Source organism: Pedobacter sp. BG31 (genome assembly GCF_042464845.1).
Lineage (GTDB): Bacteria > Bacteroidota > Bacteroidia > Sphingobacteriales > Sphingobacteriaceae > Pedobacter > Pedobacter suwonensis.
The window spans coordinates 623900-645382 of sequence record NZ_JBHNZK010000001.1 but is presented as its reverse complement, the minus strand read 5'-3'; the positions used below and the strand labels follow the sequence as shown (position 1 = coordinate 645382).

19 protein-coding genes and 1 tRNA gene are annotated in these 21483 nt (G+C 39.8%); 12 read left to right on the top strand and 8 right to left on the bottom strand.

Annotated features, from left to right (window positions below; genetic code table 11):
- The first annotated feature begins 3 nt into the window (after window positions 1–3).
- From ACFE6N_RS02900 to ACFE6N_RS02885, 4 genes are all read left to right on the top strand, one after another.
- Entirely contained in the window at window positions 4–798 is a 795-nt protein-coding gene (locus tag ACFE6N_RS02900; RefSeq protein ID WP_378933676.1) for a hypothetical protein, read from the top strand.
- A gap of 21 nt (window positions 799–819) precedes the next feature.
- On the top strand, window positions 820–1290 hold the full coding sequence (locus tag ACFE6N_RS02895; RefSeq protein WP_378933673.1) for a hypothetical protein: 471 nt from the start codon (window positions 820–822) through the stop codon (window positions 1288–1290).
- A 92-nt stretch (window positions 1291–1382) separates the two neighbouring features.
- On the top strand, window positions 1383–2123 hold the full coding sequence (locus ACFE6N_RS02890; protein ID WP_378933670.1) for a hypothetical protein: 741 nt from the start codon (window positions 1383–1385) through the stop codon (window positions 2121–2123).
- 55 nt (window positions 2124–2178) lie between these two features.
- The gene (locus ACFE6N_RS02885) at window positions 2179–3048 is read left to right on the top strand and encodes a GH25 family lysozyme (RefSeq protein ID WP_378933667.1); all 870 of its coding nucleotides are present in this window, start codon (window positions 2179–2181) and stop codon (window positions 3046–3048) included.
- A gap of 432 nt (window positions 3049–3480) precedes the next feature.
- On the opposite strand, the gene ACFE6N_RS02880 is transcribed toward ACFE6N_RS02885, so the two are convergent.
- Window positions 3481–4092: a GIN domain-containing protein gene (locus ACFE6N_RS02880; RefSeq protein WP_378933664.1), complete on the bottom strand. Its 612-nt coding sequence runs from the start codon at window positions 4090–4092 to the stop codon at window positions 3481–3483.
- Between the two features lie 377 nt (window positions 4093–4469).
- On the opposite strand from ACFE6N_RS02880, the gene ACFE6N_RS02875 reads away from it, so the two are divergent.
- The gene (locus ACFE6N_RS02875) at window positions 4470–5441 is read left to right on the top strand and encodes an aldo/keto reductase (RefSeq protein ID WP_378933661.1); all 972 of its coding nucleotides are present in this window, start codon (window positions 4470–4472) and stop codon (window positions 5439–5441) included.
- Window positions 5442–6275, top strand: coding sequence for a helix-turn-helix domain-containing protein (locus ACFE6N_RS02870; protein ID WP_378933659.1), 834 nt, complete (start codon window positions 5442–5444; stop codon window positions 6273–6275).
- Window positions 6276–6393: 118 nt separating this feature from the next.
- Here the strand turns inward: ACFE6N_RS02870 and ACFE6N_RS02865 are convergent, their stop codons facing one another.
- The gene (locus ACFE6N_RS02865; RefSeq protein WP_378933656.1) at window positions 6394–7371 is read right to left on the bottom strand and encodes a S41 family peptidase; all 978 of its coding nucleotides are present in this window, start codon (window positions 7369–7371) and stop codon (window positions 6394–6396) included.
- A 425-nt stretch (window positions 7372–7796) separates the two neighbouring features.
- On the opposite strand from ACFE6N_RS02865, the gene ACFE6N_RS02860 reads away from it, so the two are divergent.
- From ACFE6N_RS02860 to arsB, 4 genes are read left to right on the top strand one after another with little or no spacing between them, the layout of a single operon-like run.
- Window positions 7797–8126 carry an ArsR/SmtB family transcription factor gene (locus ACFE6N_RS02860; RefSeq protein ID WP_378933654.1) on the top strand — a complete coding sequence of 110 codons (330 nt, stop codon included), beginning with the start codon at window positions 7797–7799 and terminating at the stop codon, window positions 8124–8126.
- A 55-nt stretch (window positions 8127–8181) separates the two neighbouring features.
- Window positions 8182–8649, top strand: coding sequence for a DUF6428 family protein (locus ACFE6N_RS02855; protein WP_378933651.1), 468 nt, complete (start codon window positions 8182–8184; stop codon window positions 8647–8649).
- Window positions 8650–8662: 13 nt separating this feature from the next.
- Window positions 8663–9283, top strand: coding sequence for a low molecular weight phosphatase family protein (locus tag ACFE6N_RS02850; RefSeq protein WP_378933649.1), 621 nt, complete (start codon window positions 8663–8665; stop codon window positions 9281–9283).
- 2 nt (window positions 9284–9285) lie between these two features.
- On the top strand, window positions 9286–10362 hold the full coding sequence (gene arsB / locus ACFE6N_RS02845; RefSeq protein ID WP_378933646.1) for an ACR3 family arsenite efflux transporter: 1077 nt from the start codon (window positions 9286–9288) through the stop codon (window positions 10360–10362).
- Between the two features lie 352 nt (window positions 10363–10714).
- Here the strand turns inward: arsB and ACFE6N_RS02840 are convergent.
- Window positions 10715–10786, bottom strand: a tRNA-Arg gene (locus tag ACFE6N_RS02840).
- A gap of 140 nt (window positions 10787–10926) precedes the next feature.
- A complete protein-coding gene (gene metG, locus ACFE6N_RS02835) occupies window positions 10927–13035 on the bottom strand; it encodes a methionine--tRNA ligase (protein ID WP_378933643.1) in 2109 nt (702 codons plus the stop codon).
- Between the two features lie 40 nt (window positions 13036–13075).
- Here metG and ACFE6N_RS02830 point away from each other — a divergent pair, with 40 nt between their 5' ends.
- Window positions 13076–13975: an LD-carboxypeptidase gene (locus ACFE6N_RS02830; RefSeq protein WP_378933640.1), complete on the top strand. Its 900-nt coding sequence runs from the start codon at window positions 13076–13078 to the stop codon at window positions 13973–13975.
- 1 nt (window position 13976) lies between these two features.
- A complete protein-coding gene (locus ACFE6N_RS02825; protein ID WP_293745050.1) occupies window positions 13977–14384 on the top strand; it encodes a DoxX family protein in 408 nt (135 codons plus the stop codon).
- Between the two features lie 163 nt (window positions 14385–14547).
- Here the strand turns inward: ACFE6N_RS02825 and ACFE6N_RS02820 are convergent, their stop codons facing one another.
- From ACFE6N_RS02820 to ACFE6N_RS02805, 4 genes are all read right to left on the bottom strand, one after another.
- Window positions 14548–15207 carry a hypothetical protein gene (locus tag ACFE6N_RS02820; protein WP_378933637.1) on the bottom strand — a complete coding sequence of 220 codons (660 nt, stop codon included), beginning with the start codon at window positions 15205–15207 and terminating at the stop codon, window positions 14548–14550.
- A 50-nt stretch (window positions 15208–15257) separates the two neighbouring features.
- Complete coding sequence (locus tag ACFE6N_RS02815; protein ID WP_378933634.1) at window positions 15258–16856, bottom strand: RagB/SusD family nutrient uptake outer membrane protein; 1599 nt, start codon at window positions 16854–16856, stop codon at window positions 15258–15260.
- 24 nt (window positions 16857–16880) lie between these two features.
- On the bottom strand, window positions 16881–20015 hold the full coding sequence (locus tag ACFE6N_RS02810) for a SusC/RagA family TonB-linked outer membrane protein (RefSeq protein ID WP_378933632.1): 3135 nt from the start codon (window positions 20013–20015) through the stop codon (window positions 16881–16883).
- 775 nt (window positions 20016–20790) lie between these two features.
- A complete protein-coding gene (locus ACFE6N_RS02805) occupies window positions 20791–21450 on the bottom strand; it encodes a hypothetical protein (protein ID WP_378933630.1) in 660 nt (219 codons plus the stop codon).
- Window positions 21451–21483: the final 33 nt, after the last annotated feature.

The following is a 21483-nucleotide window of genomic DNA, read 5'->3' as shown; positions in this document are numbered from 1 at the left end:
GATATGGAAATAAACTATCAAACTTTTTTAAAATATTTGAAGGACTGGTGTGAAGAAAGAAGCAATTACATCAAACAGTGTTGGCCCCTGAGAGGTAGTTGGGAGGCTTGGGTTCAAATTGATTTCGCAGCATATATGCACTCAAACTATCCAGATGTGGAAATCTTGCGGGAAGCGGAAATTTTCAAAATGAGATTAAATTCGAAGGGAAAAAAAAGTTCAAAACAGCCCGCAGTTGATTGGTTGATTAATGGTAACACTGCAGATCCTAGATACCGAATTGCGGTAGAGTTAAAATGTCTCTCCGCGGGACCACTTGTTAATTCTATAGGAGATCCCCAACAGGTTGATCCATTAAATAGCTCGAACCAACCACTCTACCCAGCAATCTATTCTTTAGTCACAGGTGTAAATGAAGATAAGAAAAAACTTGATCAAGATAATATAAATGATCAGAATCGCTATTGTCAAACAACCGTTGTGGCTTTAAATTTTGCGCTTGAAGCTCAAAACTATCTGAAAAATCACACTGACTTAGAAAGTATTTACATAACAACAAATGGCGAGGTGGAAATTTGGGCCAAGCTTTTTTACACTTCGGTTCAGCCAGACTTGGCAAATCCTGTTATAGCACCTTTCTCTTCAGTAGCACAGTTTGGTTTGCCTGGGTCATCTAATTCGTCTGGTCTTTTTGGGTCGCCTTTGCCTGGTTCGTCTGTATCAAATCCCATAGACCTTACATCCGGGTCGTCGTTGCTTGGTTCATCAGCGTCAAATCCGATGGAAATTACCGAATGATTAACAATAAAATGAAAACTTATGACAGCAGATGAATTATTTAATTTTTTTAAATTAAAAGCACCGCAAACGGTTAATGCGATCAGCACAGGCGCGGGTTGGGAAATTTGGCTTCAGACTGAATTGATTCTGGCGCTCAGAGATGCGAACCAGGGATATAGTGGTGCCCGTGAACTACCTTACCCTTCACCATGGGAAAAATCACGTCTTGACATAGGTATTGGGCACAATCAGGAGTATTATGCGATTGAAATGAAAGTAGAAAGCGCTACCAAGACCAAGCCTTTTCTGAACCGTATCTTAAAAGACGTTACTAAAATAGGATATTACGCGGTTCAGGGAAGCGAGGTGAAATTATCCAAATATGTAGTGGGCATAGGTTTCAGTGTGGCGGCAAAAGCACAAATGAAGCAATATTCGGTTGACAATGCCGGACAAGCAGGTTATTGTGAGCAGAATGGGCTTGGGATCCTTTTAATCCTGGTTCCTTAAACTCTTTTTTGATAACCACGGTTAACCGGAATGAAGATGCGAACTAAGCGGATTAACCTATTCCCTTTTCCTAAATTTATAAATCAATCCTGATGAATTCAACTTGTTTGCTGCTAGATCTTATGGTTTACCCGATGCTGATTTCGGGAGGCTTTGTGGTGGTTACTTTAATCATATTTGTCTGTTTAGCGGCGTGGACCTCGTTGCTGCGCGAAGAAATCAGTAATCACCGGGAATTTAACGTTAACCAGCGAGCGCAGGGAATTAAGTTGGGCAAACCGGTAAACCAGCCAGCTCCTTTCAGCCTGCCTAAAGTACAACTGGGGGTATGGACAATGGTGATCTCATCATCCTATATTTATTTATCCTTATTTAAAGGAGATTGTGCCGAAACTGAAGTTAACCAAACAGCACTGGTGCTATTTGGGATTTTTTCAGGTACTGCAGTCACATCTAAAATCATCGATAAACGCGAAATCAAAGATCAGCGGCCAAGGCATCAGAATAGACCCTCGCGAGGCTTCTTTACGGATATATTATCAGACGATCTAGGCGTCAGCATTCACCGGTTTCAGCACGTAGTATGGACCCTGGTGGGCATAAGCATTTATCTTTATAAAATAGGAGAAGTTAAAACAGGCTGTGCTTTACCAGAGTTAAGCGATACTTTACTGTTGTTAATGGGCATTAGCAGTGCAACATTTGTGGCTATCCGATCAAGAGAAAACGATGTTGAGGACACCCCAAAAACCGGCGTTCCTGATTATACCCCCACGGCTGTACAAAGCCCTTCCGCCCATGCAGGCAGTGGAGGTAATGCATTCTACGGATAGCTGCTGTAATACCCGTTAAAAACTTAACACATTCATTCATCTAAATCTTATTTTTATGCAAACACTTTCAATCGGCTCGGCAGGCAGCGAGGTTTTTATGCTGCAAAGGGCACTCTCTTTTCTTAATTATTCATTGGCCATTGACGGTAATTTTGGTCCTGGCACCCAGGCTGCAGTAATACAATTTCAACAGGACCATCAGTTAAGTGCCGACGGGATTGCCGGGACCGACACCTGGGCCGTGCTGGACAATCTGGTGCCGCAGGGCATGGATATCAGCCATTTTACCGGCAACATTAACTGGGGCCAGTTATCGCCACATATCCAGTTTATTTATTGCAAAGCCAGCCAGGGGGCAGGTTTTAAAGACCCTACATTATCTTCTAACATGGCAACCATCAGACAGCAGGGGCTGATATTCGGCGCTTATCATTTTTTAACTTTTCAGGATTCTGCCGCCGTTCAAATGCAGAACTTTTTATCGTGCGGGATTGATTTCACCGCCCCGGGTACCCTGCCACCAGTGTTGGATATTGAATGGCAGGTGGGCTCGAATGACGGGCAGACCCAGGCGATGAACCAGTACATTCTAAATAATAAAACTGCCTGCGCTCAGCTGATTCATGATTGCCTTACGCAACTTTCGTCTGCAACGGGCCGTACACCGATCATCTATACTGCAAAATCGTTCTGGACGGATTATTTTGGCGGAGTCGCTTTCCCTGATTACCCTTTATGGGTACCTTCTTACCAATCTAACCCGCCGGGACTATTTGCTTCATGGCAGCAGTACACATTCTGGCAATACTCTGGAAGCGGAGCGGTAACTGGCGTGTCAGGCCAGGTAGATCAGGATCTTTTTAATGGCAATAAGGACACTTTAAATGCGCTGGCGTTAATCAGCAGTAGTGAAACGCAGGTATAAAAAATCCTTATTTGATTGCCCGCAAGCAAGGGAATTCGCACCTTAGCAAAAAATGGAAACCGCTAAAACTTTTAAGCCAGCTAATTTAACACTATTCCCATTGCTTGAGGCACTTTAATTAACAGTACTATTTATTTAATACCGAATCACCCTTAACAATAGTATATAAACTGCCTGCTGTTGTATTCGGTAATATCCGGCCTATCTAACTGGTTTTTATTAAATTGATGAACAAGTTTGTCCCATCAGTTGTCGCCCAATGATACAAATTATAATATGCCTACACCTACCGAAACTTAAACCAATCTTTTGAAAATGAGAAGTCAAACATCTCATCAGCATGTTTTCACATTAAAATAACATTCTTTAAATCGCGCTTAAAACAAAAAAAGCCACCCCAAAGGGCAGCTTTACTAATCTGATTGATTTTTTCTATTTTGCTAAAACCATAGCGTTTTGCTCTGCTTTCATAATCGCTTCAGAAGCATATGATTCTGATTTAAGACTGGCAAAGTCTGCTAATTTTACATTTTTCATATTGCTTGCAATCATCGTACTTTGATCAGCAGTACCATTTAATTTTAATACTGCATCTTCCTTAACAATGGTGTATAAACTGCCAGCGGTAGTTTTAATCTTTGCAGTAGCACTTTGGCTCAAAAACAACTGAAGGTTTTTTACATCAAAGTTATTACTGGTTATTACAACCGATTGGCCATAAGCTTCAATTCTTTCTAAATCTTTTACGGTGATATTAAGCGTTACCTGACCGGTTTCCATTGAATTGACAAATAAGGTTGTTCCATCAGTGGTTACCGAAGTTTTTGCAGCATCGTAATTGCTTGCGCCTTCTACATGTTGCTTTTCGCCTTGGGTTAGGATAAGTTTTACATTACCACTTACCCAGATCCTGTTGAATGTTGATAGTGTGGACGTTTTTGTTTCTGCTTTAACAGGCTCAGCGGCAAAAGTTACCATTGCTGATGAAGTGAATAATACTGCTGTTAATGCTACTGCGAATAAGGTTTTTGTTAAGGTTTTCATATCTTTAATATTTTAAGTGCTTGTTATTGTTTTGTTATTAAGACGCAGCTTACCACCAAACGTTGCAGGCAAAAACCCGTCATTATACCATTAACCGTAACTTCTAGACCAACGCCTGTAATTTCTAGACAAACGCCTCTTAAATTTTATCCTTATCTTCCTTAACGCTGATGTATCACACCTGATCATCCATCTCCGCCACTCATTTAAGTTATATGATATTAATCATTTGGCATTCACATATCATGAATAACGCGATTGTATAACTACTGGTGATGTAAATCTCTCATCGCTATAAAGCACAGATGAGCTACAGAAGCAAATTAATTGAGCCGTACAAGCAATTTGATTGAGGGTTTGACACGGATATTTGTATTATGAAAAACATCAATAAAATCCAGTTAGGCCAGAATGGCCCATTGGTATCCGCTCTTGGGCTGGGCTGCATGCGCATGTCATCGGTTTGGGGAGGACCGCAACCTGATGAAGCGGAAAGTATGGCTACGATAAAGCAAGCTTTGGATCTCGGTATCAATTTCCTGAATACCGGCGATTTTTACGGCGCCGGACATAACGAAATGCTGATTGGAAAAGCAATAAGGGGAAGACGCGATGACGCTTTCATTAGCGTGAAGTTTGGGGCCATCTTTCACAACGGCCAATGGCTAGGGCTCGACCTTAGGCCGAATTCAATCAAGAATTTCATTAATTACTCCCTAACCCGGCTTGGCATTGAAACCATTGATCTCTATCAGCCCAGCCGGATGGATAACAGTGTACCTGTAGAAGATATTATCGGTACAGTAGCCGACCTGATTAAGGAAGGCAAAGTTAAACACATTGGTGTATCTGAAATTACCGCAGCGCAACTCCGTAAAGCCAATAATGTTTACCCCATAAGTGCACTGGAAATTGGCTATTCTCTAGCTGAACGACAGATAGAGAATGAATTGTTACCCGCAGCCAGGGAGTTGGGCATTGCTGTTGTAGCTTTCGCGAATACAGCAGAGGGTTTGCTCACCGGTGAAATGACTGCACCACTTCCGGATAACGATTACCGGAACCATTTCTCCCGTTTCCAAAATGAAAACCTGGTGCACAATCTTGAAAAAGTGGAGGTGCTGAAGCATTTAGCCATTGCAAAAGGGATTACACCAACACAGCTTGCTATTGCCTGGGTAAAAGAGCAAGGGGATCAAATCATGCCGTTGGTAAGCATGAGCAGGAGATCGCGTTTGCCCGAAAATATCGAAGCGATGGAAATCAGCTTTACCCCGGAAGAAATGAATGCATTAAACACTACTTTTGCAATAGGGGCCATTAAAGGTGGTACCTATTTAGAACGATAAATGGAAAGTCCGGCAGAAATCCTTCCTGGTGTAATCTTTTACTCTTACCTCTCAACCGAAAGGAAACAGAAAGCTTGCTTTTGGAATCATCATACCCTGATACTGCAGGTTTCAGGTCAATTTACATTAGAAACTTCTGCTCAAACGATTTCGATGGGTGCAGGAGAAATGCTGTTGATTGGTAAAAATCAATTGGGTATGCTAACCAAAACACCTGGCGCCGGAGGCAGCTATGAAACGATTGTGATCTCACTACAGGAAGATTTAATGCGCAAAATTGCATTGGAGGAAAGACTTGAATCTGGTGGAAAATATATAGGTCTGCCAAACCTCCTGATTCCCTCCAATGAATTTTTGCAGGGCTATTTTCATTCCATCGTTCCATATGCCAGAAGTTCAGGAGCCTCCATGACTGATGAAATGGGAATCTTGAAAGTAAAAGAGGGCGTTAAATTATTGCTTCTGGCGATGCCGATATTACGAAGTTTTTTATTTGATTATTCAGAACCCTATAAAATAAATCTGGAAAAGTTCATGCTTAATAACTTCCAGTTTAATGTTCCCGTAGAAAAATTTGCCCAGCTCACAGGCCGCAGCCTGGCTGGTTTTAAACGTGATTTTCAAAAAGCTTTTTGCCTTCCGCCTCGCCAATGGTTGCTCTCAAAACGGTTGGATGCTGCAAAATTTTTAATTGAACATAAACATCAAAAGCCTTCGGCCATCTATCTGGATTTGGGCTTCGAAAGTCTTTCCCATTTTTCACATGCCTTTAAAAAGAAATTCGGACTAGCGCCAAGTGAGGTTATTCACCTCGAAACAGTAAAAAAAGCATAATCCCCATGCATTAAGGGCGCGGTACGGTGTAGGCATTTTCTTAAAACGAACGACGATGATTCTTGATAGGTTGCGGCCAAAAGCTTACCAGTTCTTAAAAATGGCTGTATCGTTGGCTCTACTTTTCTAATAACCATGCTTTAGCGGCGTCAATCACACGATCATTCCTGGTGTTAGAAAGGTCGTCAATAAAAACATCGGGTTTAATGTTTTCTGGATAGCCTTTTCCGGTTCGGTCAGCTACGTAAGTTCTGGCCAATTGCAGCTGGTCACCATTGGAAAGATTGAAGGTATAATTAGCTGTAGTATATCCCGCCGATGTTTGCCCAAAAGATTTAACATTGGGCAGTCCGAGTAGCGAAACTACTGCCATCTCGCCGCTGCTTCCGGTTCTGGCATCAAGCAACACAGCGATTTTTAGTGAGTTGTTTTTAACCTTATAAGTGCTGATGTTGGCTGACTTACCCGAAATTTTACCGTTTTCATTTGGCCAGGGCTGTTTTTTTTCCATGCTGCCATATACAAAGTAACCTGCGGTACCATCAGCAACCAGCGCATTCAGCCCCGCCAGCATAGGCCACATGTTACCGCCTGTATTATGACGCAGATCTACAATCCAGCCTGCAATGGTGTTTTCGGTATCTAATTTTTGAATGATCCGACGAATGGTGTCTGCAAAATGAGCGTCTTTCACTCCATTAAAGCTCAAACATCTTGGTACCTTAACCCAGGCAATACCATCTCCCAGATAGTCGCCTTGTGGCCGTTCCGCCACTGGCGACTCGGCAATCTGCTTCATCCGTTTTCCGGAAATAAAAAATGAGTGTTTATCACCGGCTGCCCTTAGCTTCGCTGTATAAAAATTGTAAAGCGCCTGCTTATTGGTAGAATCGTTGGCGGTTAACGATAACATTTCGCTTTCCTCCTGTATGCTTCGCCAATCTAATTTGTCGCTAAACATAGATTTATTTTTCAGTATGGTGAAAATTTCTTTATTCAATTTCACCGTAGTACGGCTAGGTGAATTGCTTTGGCTATAAACGGGGTTATAAAGTAAACCGCATAAGATGATTAATAAATAGGCAGGGATTTTCATCAGTTTCTGTTTAGATATAATTAATGTAAAACTATAAAGTATTGATATAATTTTAAAGACGCGGAGTTAATGGAAAAGGTTGCATAGGAAATGTATTAAAGGGTTTTGCCGGTCATTGCTATTGATAGGGACAGCATCTGAAAGCACATAATCGGGCATATAATTTTTTTTGGATAGCTAATTTCCTAATATATTTCATTAAAGAAAGCAGTAAATAGCTGACATGCGGATTTATAAATCAGTACGTACGGTTAAGATAAAATGAAACCTTGGGGCCAAATCCTGGCCACCAATGCTGATGGGAGAATGAATGTTCATTAAGGTTAAATGACTTTTTCGCTAACGATTTTAAGTAACTAAATAAATAAAGATGCATGATTATTTTGCATTTTCAGCTATACATCGTAATATTGCGATATAAAATTATGGGGCTTACAAAATCAGAAATATTTACAGATGAGCAGAACCAGCTTTCTGCTTTATTGAAAGCAATTGCCCACCCGGCCCGGATTGCCATCCTGCAACGGATTATCATATCAAACACTTGTATTTGCGGGGATTTGGTGGGCGAACTTGGACTGGCGCAAGCAACAATATCCCAACACCTTAAAGAATTGAAACTAGCCGGCATCATTCAGGGCACGATAGAAGGTGTAAGCGTTTGTTACTGCATCAACCCGAAAACATGGAAGTTGTTAGGGGAACAACTTGGTGGATTTTTGGCCTCTTATAAAGGTGCAACGACCTGCTGTTAACTTTTTTTAACTACATCAATCGTTAAATTGCAATAATACTATAAATATACAAATCATGAAATTATCGGAAATAAAAGAAATCTTAGCTACAGCTGAAGGCGTAAATTTCAAACTGGAAAACGGCAACCCGGTGCCTGAACATTTCCATGTAACCGAGGTCGGAATTATTACAAAAGACTTTATAGACTGCGGCGGGACCGTCCGCCATGAAAAAGTAGCTAATTTCCAGTTATGGGATGCTGATGATTATGAACATCGCTTAAAGGCCGGCAAACTGCTTCACATTATCTCACTTTCGGAAGAGATTTTGGGGATGGAAGATCTGGAAATTGAAGTGGAATATCAGGCAGAAACCATTGGTAAGTATGACCTTGAATTTGATGGAAGAAACTTTCTTTTATTGGCAAAAAAAACCGCTTGCCTTGCTTTGGACAAATGTGGCGTTCCAGCCAAAAAGCAAAAAATTGAAATGGTAAATCTGGCCTCAGGTTCAGCATGTACACCTGGTGGAGGGTGCTGCTAATTTAGATATAACGATGAATGCAAAACTTTTCCATGCAATAGAAAGTGTGGTCAATACCATGAAGTTTGATAATATCACATCAGAACGCAAAGCGATATTACAGCCCTTGATTGATTTTATTCAACACAAACGCCACACAAAAAGTGAAATCAGGCTTAATCTGATCTGTACCCATAATTCGCGTAGAAGCCATCTCTCGCAAGTTTGGGCGCAAACGGCAGCAACCTATTATGGGATTAAAAATGTGTTTTGTTATTCTGGAGGAACAGAGGCTACGGCCTTGTTTCCGGTAGTTGCCGAAACATTGAGGCAAATGGGGTTTCAGATTCAAATTATCGCCGAAAGCAATAACCCCATATATGCAATAAAATATAGCGATAATGAACATCCTGTAATCGGCTTTTCGAAGACCTACGATAATCACTTCAATCCTTCGGCAGGATTCGCGGCAATAATGACCTGCTCACAAGCTGACGGCGGATGTCCCTTCATTTCCGGGGCTGAAAAGCGTATTCCAATAACTTTCGATGACCCGAAAGCATTTGATCATACACCACAGCAGGCCGAAAAATATCAGGAAAGAAGTTTGCAGATCGCAACAGAAATGTTCTACGTCTTTTCACAAATCAAATAAATATGGCTGCAAATACATGTACCCCTGCGGCGGAACGTAAAAAACTGGGCTTTCTAGACCGTTACCTGACTTTATGGATTTTTCTGGCGATGGCTATTGGCGTATCTATTGGCTTTTTGTTTCCGTCATCATCAGGTTTTATTAATTCCTTTTCCAGCGGAACAACCAATATTCCGTTGGCTATCGGACTAATACTAATGATGTACCCACCGCTGGCCAAGGTCAGGTATGAAAAAATGGGGGAAGTTTTCCGCAACACGAAGGTGCTGGGTACTTCGTTGGCCTTAAACTGGATTATTGGTCCTGTACTCATGTTTACACTGGCGGTTGTGTTTTTACAGGACTATCCCGATTACATGACCGGCCTGATCCTGATCGGCCTCGCACGCTGTATCGCAATGGTGGTGGTTTGGAATGAACTGGCAGAAGGCAACAGGGAATATGCAGCCGGTCTGATTGCGCTTAACAGTATCTTTCAGGTGTTACTCTATAGTTTTTATGCCTATCTCTTTATTACAGTACTCCCACCGCTGTTTGGTATTGATGGATTATCGGTAAACATTACCATTATTGAAATTGCAAAAAGTGTTGGGCTTTACCTGGGTATTCCCTTTGCCGCCGGGCTGATCAGCCGGTATGTTTTGATCAGGCTTAAAGGCGAGCAATGGTTCCAGCAGAAGTATATACCGTTTATTTCGCAAATAACCCTGATTGCGCTGCTTTTTACAATTGTGGTGATGTTCAGTCTTAAAGGGGAACTTATTGTGCAGATACCAATAGACGTAGTACGCATTGCCGTTCCGCTGGTCATCTATTTTGCCATCATGTTTATCGCCAGCTTTTTTGCAGGGAAGAAAATGGGGGCTGATTACGCCCAAAGTACTTCCATTGCCTTTACTGCAGCAGGTAATAACTTCGAACTGGCCATAGCAGTAGCTATCGGAGTTTTTGGCATTAATTCCGGTCAGGCATTTGTGGGAGTAATTGGGCCACTGGTCGAGGTACCTGCGCTCATTGCACTGGTAAATGTCGCCTTTTGGTTTAGAAAGAAATACTATGGAATTACCAAAGCATCTTGACACATATTTTCTTGCCCCATCTCAACAACCATCTCTCATCCCTCGGACGACGTAATTGGTCATCCTTTATACAACTGAACGGGTGCTGAACCAATGTATTTTTAGTAGCATTTGCAGTTAAAAATCTGATGTAAACCTTATGGCCCATAAAAGCTGCCGAAATTTTGCATTCCATTTGAGAACGTAACAGCCCTCTCGAAAAGTATTTTAAAAAAAATCAGCCAATTTCCGACTCACTGAAATTAACCATTCAGAATGGTCGAAAAAGAGTCTTAATGTGTTATAAAAACCAAAACAAAGTCTTGAAAATCAACGATTTGCGCAACAATGTTCTGGTTTGAATCTAAGGAAGTGGTCCCGACGAGAATCGAACTCATATCTAAAGTTTAGGAAACTTCTATTCTATCCGTTGAACTACGGGACCAAATTGTTGCGCAAATATAGTAAAAGTTTTGTCGCAAGAGAATTCATTTTAACAGGCATTTCCCTGAGGAAAATGCCTGTTAAAAATTTCATAGAGAATAGCCGTCTAAGTGAATCAGCTATCGTTTTAGGAAAATCATGTTATCTGATAACACTGCCCGCTTGAAATTTTTCTGCAGGTGCCACGAAAGTGAGTTTGCCTTCAGCATTTTCGGCCATTAAAATCATACCCTGCGATAAAATACCTTTGATTTCTCTAGGCGCCAGGTTAACAATCATACTTACCTGTTTACCTACAATATCTTCAGGTTTATAATACTCGGCAATACCAGAAACCACTGTTCTTTCATCAATACCGGTATCTACCGTTAACTTTAACAGCTTTTTAGTTTTTTCCACTTTCTCAGCCGCTATAATAGTAGCCACCCGGATATCCATTGCCGAGAAATCGTCAAACTGGATATTTTCCTTTGCCGGAACAGCAACAACGTTATTAGCTGCATTACTGGCTTTGCTTTGATTCAGTTTTTCGATCTGGAAGTCGATTTCTGCATCTTCTATCTTTTCAAATAAGAGTACTGCTTCTCCAATATCGTGACCACGTTTTAACAAGTTAACCGTACCTGCATCATTCCAATCATGACCGCCATTTTTAAGCATCTTCATTAACTTTTCTGCGGTAAAAGGCATAAAAGGTTCTATAAGTATCTGAATATTGGCGGCTATTTGAAGTGCAATATGCAAGATTGTCCTTACGCGGTCTTCATCTGTTTTAATCAGCTTCCAGGGTTCGGTTTCGGCCAGGTATTTATTACCCAAACGCGCAACGTTCATTACCTCCGATAAAGCTTCTCTAAAACGGTAGTTTTCTATAGATGCAGCAATTTTAGCCGGATAACCCGCCAATTCATCAATAACGGCCCTATCTATTTCAGTAATTTCCATACAGGTTGGCACAGCACCGTCAAAGTATTTATGCGTAAGCACCACCACCCGGTTTACAAAATTACCCAGTATCGCTACCAGTTCGTTATTATTTCTGGCCTGAAAATCTTTCCAGGTAAAGTCATTGTCTTTAGTTTCAGGTGCGGTTGCCGTTAATACATAACGCAGTACATCTTGTTTCCCTTTAAACTCTCTTAAATATTCATTTAACCAAACAGCCCAGTTTTTGGACGTTGATATTTTTTGTCCTTCCAGGTTTAAGAACTCGTTTGCAGGCACATTATCAGCCAAAGTATATTCGCCATGGGCCATTAACATTGCGGGAAAAATAATGCAATGGAAAACGATATTATCTTTGCCGATAAAGTGAACTAACTTGGTTTCGTCACTTTTCCAGTATTCTTCCCAACCACATTTGTCGTTTTCGTAATTATTAATATAGTATTCTTCTGCTTTTGGGTTCCAAACATCAAGCTTAGCATAGTTGCATAACTCTTTGGTTGCAGAAATATATCCGATTGGCGCATCAAACCACACATAAAGTACCTTACCTTCGGCATCTCGGAGCGGAACACGCACCCCCCAATCCAAATCTCTGGTCATGGCCCTGGGTTGTAAACCTGCATTTAACCAGCTTTGGCATTGGCCGTACACATTTGGTCGCCATTCTTTATGACTTTCGATATACGTCCGTAAACGGTCTTCATATTTATCAAGTGGTAAAAACCAGTTTTTAGTTTCCTTTAAGATGGGTTTATCACCAGATAAGGTCGATTTTGGATTGATCAGGTCGGTAGCATTGAGTGTAGAACCGCAGTTTTCGCACTGATCGCCATACGCGTTTTCATTGCCACATTTAGGGCAGGTACCTGTTATGTACCGATCGGCCAAAAATTGTTTTGCAGTGGGATCGTAATATTGTTCGGTAATTTCTTCTGTAAATACACCTTTCTCGTAAAGGGTTTCGAAGAAATCAGCAGCAGTTTGGTGATGGGTAAGCGATGAAGTACGGTGATAGATATCAAAAGATACCCCAAACTCTTTAAAAGAATCGCCAATAATTTTATGGTACTTATCTACCACTTCCTGAGGCGTGATTCCCTCCCTTTTGGCTTTTAGCGTAATGGGCACACCATTTTCATCAGATCCACAAATGAATTTTACATCGCGTTTATTCGATCTTAAATAACGGGCATAAATATCTGCAGGGATGTAAACACCAGCCAGGTGCCCAATATGAACCGGTCCGTTTGTATACGGAAGCGCTGCAGTTACGGTATATCTTTTTATTTTACTATTATCCAAAACAATTTTTATTAATTTGGCAAAGATAAGTGTTTTGAAGATGATTAAGCAGCCACCATATTTAAAAAAAGGAGATAAGATTGCACTGGTATGTCCGGCAAAGAAATTACCCAAACCGATAGATCATGCCATAGCGCAATTGGAAAGCTGGGGCCTGGAGGTTGTTATTGGCGAAAGTGTATATGCGAGCCACCATCAATTTGCAGGGAATGATGCCTTAAGAGCGGAAGATATTCAGCGTTTTTTAGCTGATCCATCTATCAAAGCCATTATTTCAGGGCGTGGGGGCTATGGTACCATCCGGATTATTGACGACCTTGACTTTACTGAATTTAACAAAAACCCGAAATGGTTGGTGGGTTTCAGCGATATTACGGTTTTGCTATCTCATTTGATTGCACAATGCAATTGCCAATGTATACATGCCCAAATGCCCTATACATTTGATGAGTCTACTCCTGAGGCTCTAAGCTCTTTAAAAAAGGCTTTATTTGGCGAGAAACAGACCTATTCGTATCAAAGCTTATTTAAAAACAGGGCAGGGGAGGCAAGCGGAGTTTTAATCGGTGGCAATTTAAGCTTGCTTACGATGGTACAGGGCTCGGTTTCGGAAATGGATTTTACCGATAAAATTCTCTTTTTGGAAGATGTAGGTGAACAGGAATATGGCATAGATCGCATGTTGCGTATGCTGAAAAGAGCGGGAAAGTTAAAAAACTTAAAGGGATTGATTCTTGGTGCCTTTACTGAAATTGAAGAAGAAAAAATCCCTTTCGGGCAAACTGCTGATGACGTAGCCTGGGATTTGGTTAAAGAATATGGTTATCCGGTCTGCTTTAATTTCCCAACAGGGCATATTGACAATAACCTCAGTATGGTTTTAGGTGCTGAAGTGAACTTAAAAGTAGAGGTAAATAACGTTCAATTTAAATATTTATAAGATGGCAATTTTAGACAATTTAGGAAAATACCGCAATACAGGCTTATTGCTGCTTCGGATTGGTTTAGGTATCATGTTTATCATTCATGGTTTCCCCAAACTGGCAGGTGGCCCAGGTGGCTGGACCAGTTTAGGGGGAAGTATGAAAGTAATCGGCATAGATTTTATGCCCATATTTTGGGGTTTTATGGCTGCCGCAACTGAAACTTTTGGTGGATTCCTGTTGATTGTAGGATTATTTTTCCGACCGGCACTGATGTTGTTGATCATTACAATGATAATAGCCGCGCTGGTTCATTTTAGCGAAGGGGAAGGCTTACAAGGTGCCAGCCATGCCATTGAATTAGCTATTGTATTTATCGGGTTGATTTTTATCGGCCCCGGAAAATATAGCGTTGATAAAAAGTAGGAAGACATTTCTAAACTTAAACCCGTCACGATAAATTGGGTTTCAATAACTAAGTTTTTTTTCCTCATGAACATAAATCAAAACAGCAATTCTTACTCTGGATTTGCTGTTCTGATTTATGTCTTACTATTGATGGTCTACTCAAACCAATTTATTAAGCTTCTTAACGATTCAAAAATTGAAAAAATGAAATGACACCCGCCTCGTCTTTCAAGCTTTTATTCGCAGCCAGATAGGCATCAATTTCAGGCTTATAAGCAGCAAAAGTATTTTCTATTGCCTTTTTATTGATCTTAAGCTCCTTAAACTTTCCGTTTTCTGCATAATAATATTTTTTATTTTCATCAATAACCTTATTTACGTTAGCGGAATTGTACCCTTTGGCTTCCAGAACTGTTTTTTTGGTTTTCTTAAATAATTTGAATTTTCCGTCAACTAAAACTTCAAAATAACCCTTAGCCGAGGCTCCTGTTTCTTGAGTTAAATAGATAAATTTTCGGCTTATCCCTCCAGATTTAATAACAAAAGATGCCACTTTAGGGATAAATTCATAGCTAGCACCATTGGCTTGAAAAAGCAGGTTGTCTGTAACCTGGTCATACTTTAAAGAAAGGTTCTGTACCAATTTATTATCATTGGTAATTACTTCACCTGTCTTCCAATCCGGGAATAAGTAAGCACTACCCTCTACATTTTCATATCTTTTATCAGTGAGCACTCTCCCTTTTTCATCAGCCACAAATTGATATTGTGCACTCAGACTTTTTGCCGCGAAAAGCGAAAAAAATAAAATAGCGCTTACAATCTTAAAGTTTAATTTCATAACCATAAAAATAAAGGAGCCCTGTTAAAGGCTCCTGTTAACAATGTTATCTACCAAGTAGGGTTTTGCTGTGCCTTTAAAGTAGGATTATTGGTTGTTTCAGAAAGCGGAATAGGCCAAACAAATCTATAATCTGCATATGGGATTGCTGCCACTGATCTTGCACCTGCATATGGCGTAGATGAATTCCAGGAAGCAAATGTTGTATTGGCAAATGAGACTTTTGCAGGGATGCCGCCAGTAGCGAAAACCGGATCAGTAGCCAACCTGTGTATATCTCCCCAACGATGCCCTTCAGCCAGAAATTCGATCCTTCTTTCATCTAAAATAGCCTGTATTAAGCTATTCGGAGTTATAAAATTTGCAATAGTATATTGATCTGCTACTGTAGTTACCGCACGGTTGCGTACTGCATTCAGCAATGCTAAAGCCCTCAAATCAAGACTATTCGTTCTGGCTAATGCTTCTGCCAGGTTTAACAAAACTTCAGAATATCGAATAATGGGATTGGCATCGGTAAACGTAGCTGGATCGCGATATTTGTTAGAAAAATATGCTCTGCCATCGCTAGCCGCCAACAAACTCCTCCTTAGGTCATTTGGCTTCCAAAATGCTGCATTCCATACAATAGGGGAGATTGCGATCAAACCACGACCAGGAGTTTTGCTATACATCGTAGAAATAGAACCATTTGTTCCTGAGTTCCGGTTGGTATTATTTTCAATTGAAAATACAGACTCATTTGTACCATAATTCTGGGCAAATGGTGCATCTGGAGAACCAGCCAGTTCGTATGAGCCTATAGAACTTTTAAATGGTGCAGTTAAAGGCACAATTTTATTTCCCTCTTCGATTACTTTGGCCCAATTATTCATATGTAAGTACACCCTGGTTTTGAGCGCTATGGCAGCACCTCTCGTTGCATGGGTAATTTTTAAATTCGCGGATGAATAAGTTGGAGGAAGACTATTTTCTGAATAGGTCAGATCTTCGATAATTTTATCATAACACTCTTTAACCGTATTTCTACCTTGGCTGATATTTTGCGCCACCCTTTCAGGTGTATTTACCGGTGTTATACGATAAGGCACACCTGGATGGGTTGCATCCGATGTATGTCCATAAGGACGTGCATAATGAATCAATAATTCATGATGGGCCAGCGCTCTTAAAAAACGGGCCTCTCCCTCGTACTGTTTAGCCAAATCTGCTGAAATTACACCTTTAGCAAGAGCTCCCTGAACACCTTCAATTACGACATTTGCTCTATTAATTAATGCATAGAGTGTTTCCCACATGGCGGTACCATTTGGGGAGTTTGTAGCATTGGTTGTTTCATAGGTAATTAAATAAAAAGAGGGTACGGCAATTACATCTTCTCCTCTTGCATCTTGTTGTTCTGTATTCGCAGCACCAAATGGATAACCCCGGTTCGTGCCATCAGTATAAGCACCGGCTTGTGCCGCACTATATACACCATTAACCGCCTGAGCCACCCGATCTGCTGTCGTAAAGGCTGTTTCTTCAGCGAAACTATTATTGGGTACTAAATCTGTAAACTTTTTGCATGAGCTTACAGAAAGTGTAAGTCCAATTATCACAACAGCTACAATGCTACGGATATTTATTTCTTTAATTATACTTTTCATTTCCTTTGATTTTTTGATAAACGATTAGAAACCGAGGTTTAAGCCAAAAGTAAATGTCCTCAACTGAGGATTACCATTAAAATCTACACCCGCACCGGAAGTATTGGTTTCAGGATCAAGTCCTTTATAGCCTGTAATTACAAATAAATTTTGTGCAGAGGCATAAACCCTTACTTTTCTGATGCTTCCTTTTGATAAAATTGAACTTGGCAGCGAATAACCTAATGCTAAGTTGTCCATTCTTAAAAAGTCACCTTTTTCAACAAATCTTGATACTGCATTATTATCTAAGTTGATAAAGCCCCCCCTGGCAGCCCACAATCTAGGCATCTGCCCGTCACCAGGATTTTCCACACTCTGCCATCTGCCTAAAACTTCAACACTATTGTTTACAAAGTTATTGCTTAATAAATCCTGTCTGGTTCTATTCATAATATAGTTTCCGCCCTGGAATCTTAAGAACACATTCAAATCAAAATCGCCATAAGTAATGGTATTATTAAAGCCACCAAACCATTTTGGTAACGAATTACCCAAAATCACTTTATCATTTGCAGTTAAAGATGATCGGTTATCAGGATTAGTTGCACTAACAGGTTGTGCGGGATTAAAGAAATAATTAGGGTTGGCTGGGTCGTATTTATAATAAGTAGTATTACTAATTCTTCCTTGAACTAAGCTACCATCAGCTTTAACATATAAAGGATTACCATTTGCGGCATTTACACCAGCATACTGATAACCATACAATGTTCTGATTGATTCGCCAACGCGGGTTAAATTGTAATCACCTACGATATCATTTCCATCAACCAGCCCTTTAACCTTATTATTTTGAATTGAGAAATTCAATGTGGTATTCCATTTCACCTTGCCTGCCGGAAGTACGTCTGCATTTAAAGAGAATTCCCACCCTTTGTTCGTCATACTACCTACATTTCTACTGATTGAGTTTCCGGGAACACCCAATACAGGTGCTGTTGGAGCCGCTAAAATCAAATCTTTGGTATCTTGCTTCCAATAGCTAACCCCAAAATTAATACGATTGCTCAATACTCCAACATCTAAACCAACATCATATTTTTTCTGTGATTCCCATTTCAACAATGGATTTCCAGTATTATTAAAGCCGATCCCTCCCTGGTTTCCATAAAGAGCGGCACCGTAAGTACCAAAGTATGGGAAAGAACCAATATCAGTATTACCTACTTCAGCGAAAGACGCCTTAAGTCTTAGATCAGAAATGAAACTTAAACCTTCGGCATTTTTAAAGAATTCTTCCTGATTAATACGGTATTGAATACCAACCCCAGGAAAATACCCTACTCTATTTCCCATGGGTAATGAAGATAAGGCATCTCTACGTATCGATCCAGTGATATAATATTTATTTTTATAATTATAGTTTAACCTGCCTAAGTATGATTCAATACCGTTCAAAGTTAAACCACCCGATATTGTTGGTGTAATAAATGTTCCGGATGTAATATTCTGATTAAAGTAGATATTTAATAGATTCGACACATTTGCCTGGAAAAACGATGACCTTTGTTTTTGAAGCTCTGATACTAATGTCACATCTATATTATGCTCACCATTAATAGATTTGGTATATGATAAAATATTTTGCCAGTTCCATCTGAAAAACGGACTATAGGCTTGAGACATCGATCCATTACTACTGAAACCATCGCCATGACGAGGATCAGTATAAACGAAATCTTCGATATACGACCCATCTATACCAAGCTGGGTTTTAAATTTCAACCCATCCATAATCTTAGCCTCCAAATATGTAGATCCGATTAAACGAATAGTTTGAGATTGACGTACGTTATTATCCAATACAAATCGAATATTTGGGATGTTATCTGAAATAGGACTCAAGTTTGCTCCGGGTCCAAGCGATCTTCTATCGGTACTGATGTTATAGCCGGTGATATCTGTATCACTATAAACAGGAACGTTTGGAAGCATGCGTGTAGCGGCAAAAATATTTCCAGATAAGTTATTTGAACCGGCTAATGGACCTAAGTTCTTCTGATATGTAACACCAGACGTGATACCAAAGGTTAAGAAGTTTGTAATTTTCTGATCTAAATTGGCCCTAAAACTATATTTCCTTAACGAGTTTGACACAATTGCACCTTTTTGATCTGTAAAACCAAGAGACATAAAATATTTAGTTTTATCTGTACCTCCGGAAGCAGATACGGAATGACTTTGTTGTACCGATTGCTGGAAAACTGCATCTTGCCAATCTGTATCCACAAAGCCCCCTGAACCATCTGGAGTGGGTTTGGCCTGTGGGTTTTGTCCGGCATTGGTAAAGCGCTCATTGGCAATAGTGATAAATTCATCTGCATTTAGCAAGTCAAAACGGCTGGATATATTAGCTATAGCGGTCCAGCCATCGTAGTTAAACTGTGTTCCTGATTTCCCTCTTTTGGTAGTAATCAAAACAACACCATTTGCCGCTCTTGATCCATAGATAGCAGTTGCAGCACCATCCTTTAAAATTTCAATCGATTCAATATCGTTGGAATTGATATCTGCCAATGCGTTTACCGATGTGAATCCACCTACATCACCACTAATTACAGGTATTCCATCAACCACATATAAAGGTGATGCGCCTGAAGTAATAGAGTTGATACCGCGAATTCTTACTTGTGGTGCTTGCCCCAGCAAACCTGACGGCGTAATAACCTGAACACCGGTAGCCTTACCAGCCAATGCCCTGTCAAAAGAAGGTGCCGGAATATTTTGAAGTGATTCTCCGGTTACTTTGGCCACACTCCCAATTACATCCTTTCTAGAAGCTGTACCATACCCTACAACAACAACATCTGTTAGCGATTGCTCATCTGATGCTAAGCTTATATTTATTGAATTCCGACCACCAATGGCAATAGATTGACTTACGTAGCCTATAGAACTGAATTCAATTGTTGACGCGGATGACGCGACCCTGATGGCAAATTTACCGTCAGCACCAGTTGTGGTTCCACTTGATGTACCTTTGATTTTAACACTTACGCCAGGAAGCGGTAACCCATCTACCTTGCCCGTAACTGTCCCAGTGATTGTTCTTTCTTGCGCTATTGCCGAGGTGGCAATACAAAGCAATATGAACAAACTTTGCAGAAGTTTTTTCATAAAAAAGTTAAGTTTAGTTAATGATATTACAAGATATGATTTAGTATTTTGTAATGCAAATTTTACAATAAAAAAATAGTTATCTTTCCCTACATAAACTAATTAAATCTCGGATTAAGAAATACTGATAAATAATTAGTTGGTCAATTTAACTTGTACAACACAGGGATGTACATGCTGTATTTGAAATCCATGTATATGATAACCATCATATCGTGAATAGTCAACTAAGTCCGCTTAGTTGTTCAATTTCGATTTATTGCTCCGGCTGCAATAATAAAAATGTGAGCAAACTCTAGCATCCTAATCCTTAATAAAGTTAATTTAGTTTCCGTTTAATAACTAAATATAACACTTACGAGGACGTGGCGCAAATTTTACAAAAAAAATAAAAAAGGTTATTTTAACTAGTTGACGAAGTACTCGCTGAAAAAATCTATTTAACGCATAAAAAAACACATTTAAGATTTAAACACCTATAAAACAATGATATAAATAAACAAAAAAAATACAAATACATTAAAATCGGATTAGAGAAATACTCAGCTGAACTTAATTTTACGGTCGGAATTTAACACGGTTAAGAACACTAGATTTCCAGAATTATCAACAAAATATTGAATACTTGTATTTTTAAGGAAGAAGGTATATGCGGTTGTTGAGTACGTTTTTACAGAAAATTTTCAGCTTATAAAGGCTGTTTTACGAAGTGGAAAGTTAGCTCCGGCAGGTGATGGTTTCCCCAAATAGCAACTTTAATTGAACCAGTATCACGTTAAAGTGTATCGTAATAACTTAGTAGCTTAATTATGCCATCAGGCGACTTTATATTTAATTTGTTTTCTTTACAATACCTGGCTAGTTCTTCACTCTTACCCAGTGTAGCAAAAATCGATTTTTCAGTATACTTTACTTTAATTGGTTTATTATCGGCCTTAACGATGTAATATTGTGTATCATCAGCTATTTTTCGGGTTATTGTTGCCGTATTATATCCCTTGCTTTCAATTATAGTTTTGGTTGTTTTCTTTAGGAATTTAATCTTGCCCTCATAAATGACCTGGTAAAAGGTTTTGTCTGTAAATTTATCAACAGGGGCAAAACCATTTTTATATAGTTCTTTTAATGATGTTAATAAAAATTCTTTAGGTTGATCTTTAAATTCATACTCTTCGCCATCTTTACCTTTTAACACCAGTAAATCAGCCAGCAAATCATATTTCACTTCACTAGATGAGGGCGCTATACCTGCTCCGAATTGCACTACTGCTTTTTGCCAATCACTAAACAGGTATGGCGAACCTTCAAAATCGGCATCTGTCCTTTTTGCACGAATGGTTTGGTAATCGCCTCCCATATTTACATTTCTGTACACTTGGGCTTCAGCTGTAAGAAATCCTATTGTAGCAACTAATAAAAAAAAGATTTTTTTCATAACCTATTTGATCAAGTCATATCAAATTTAACA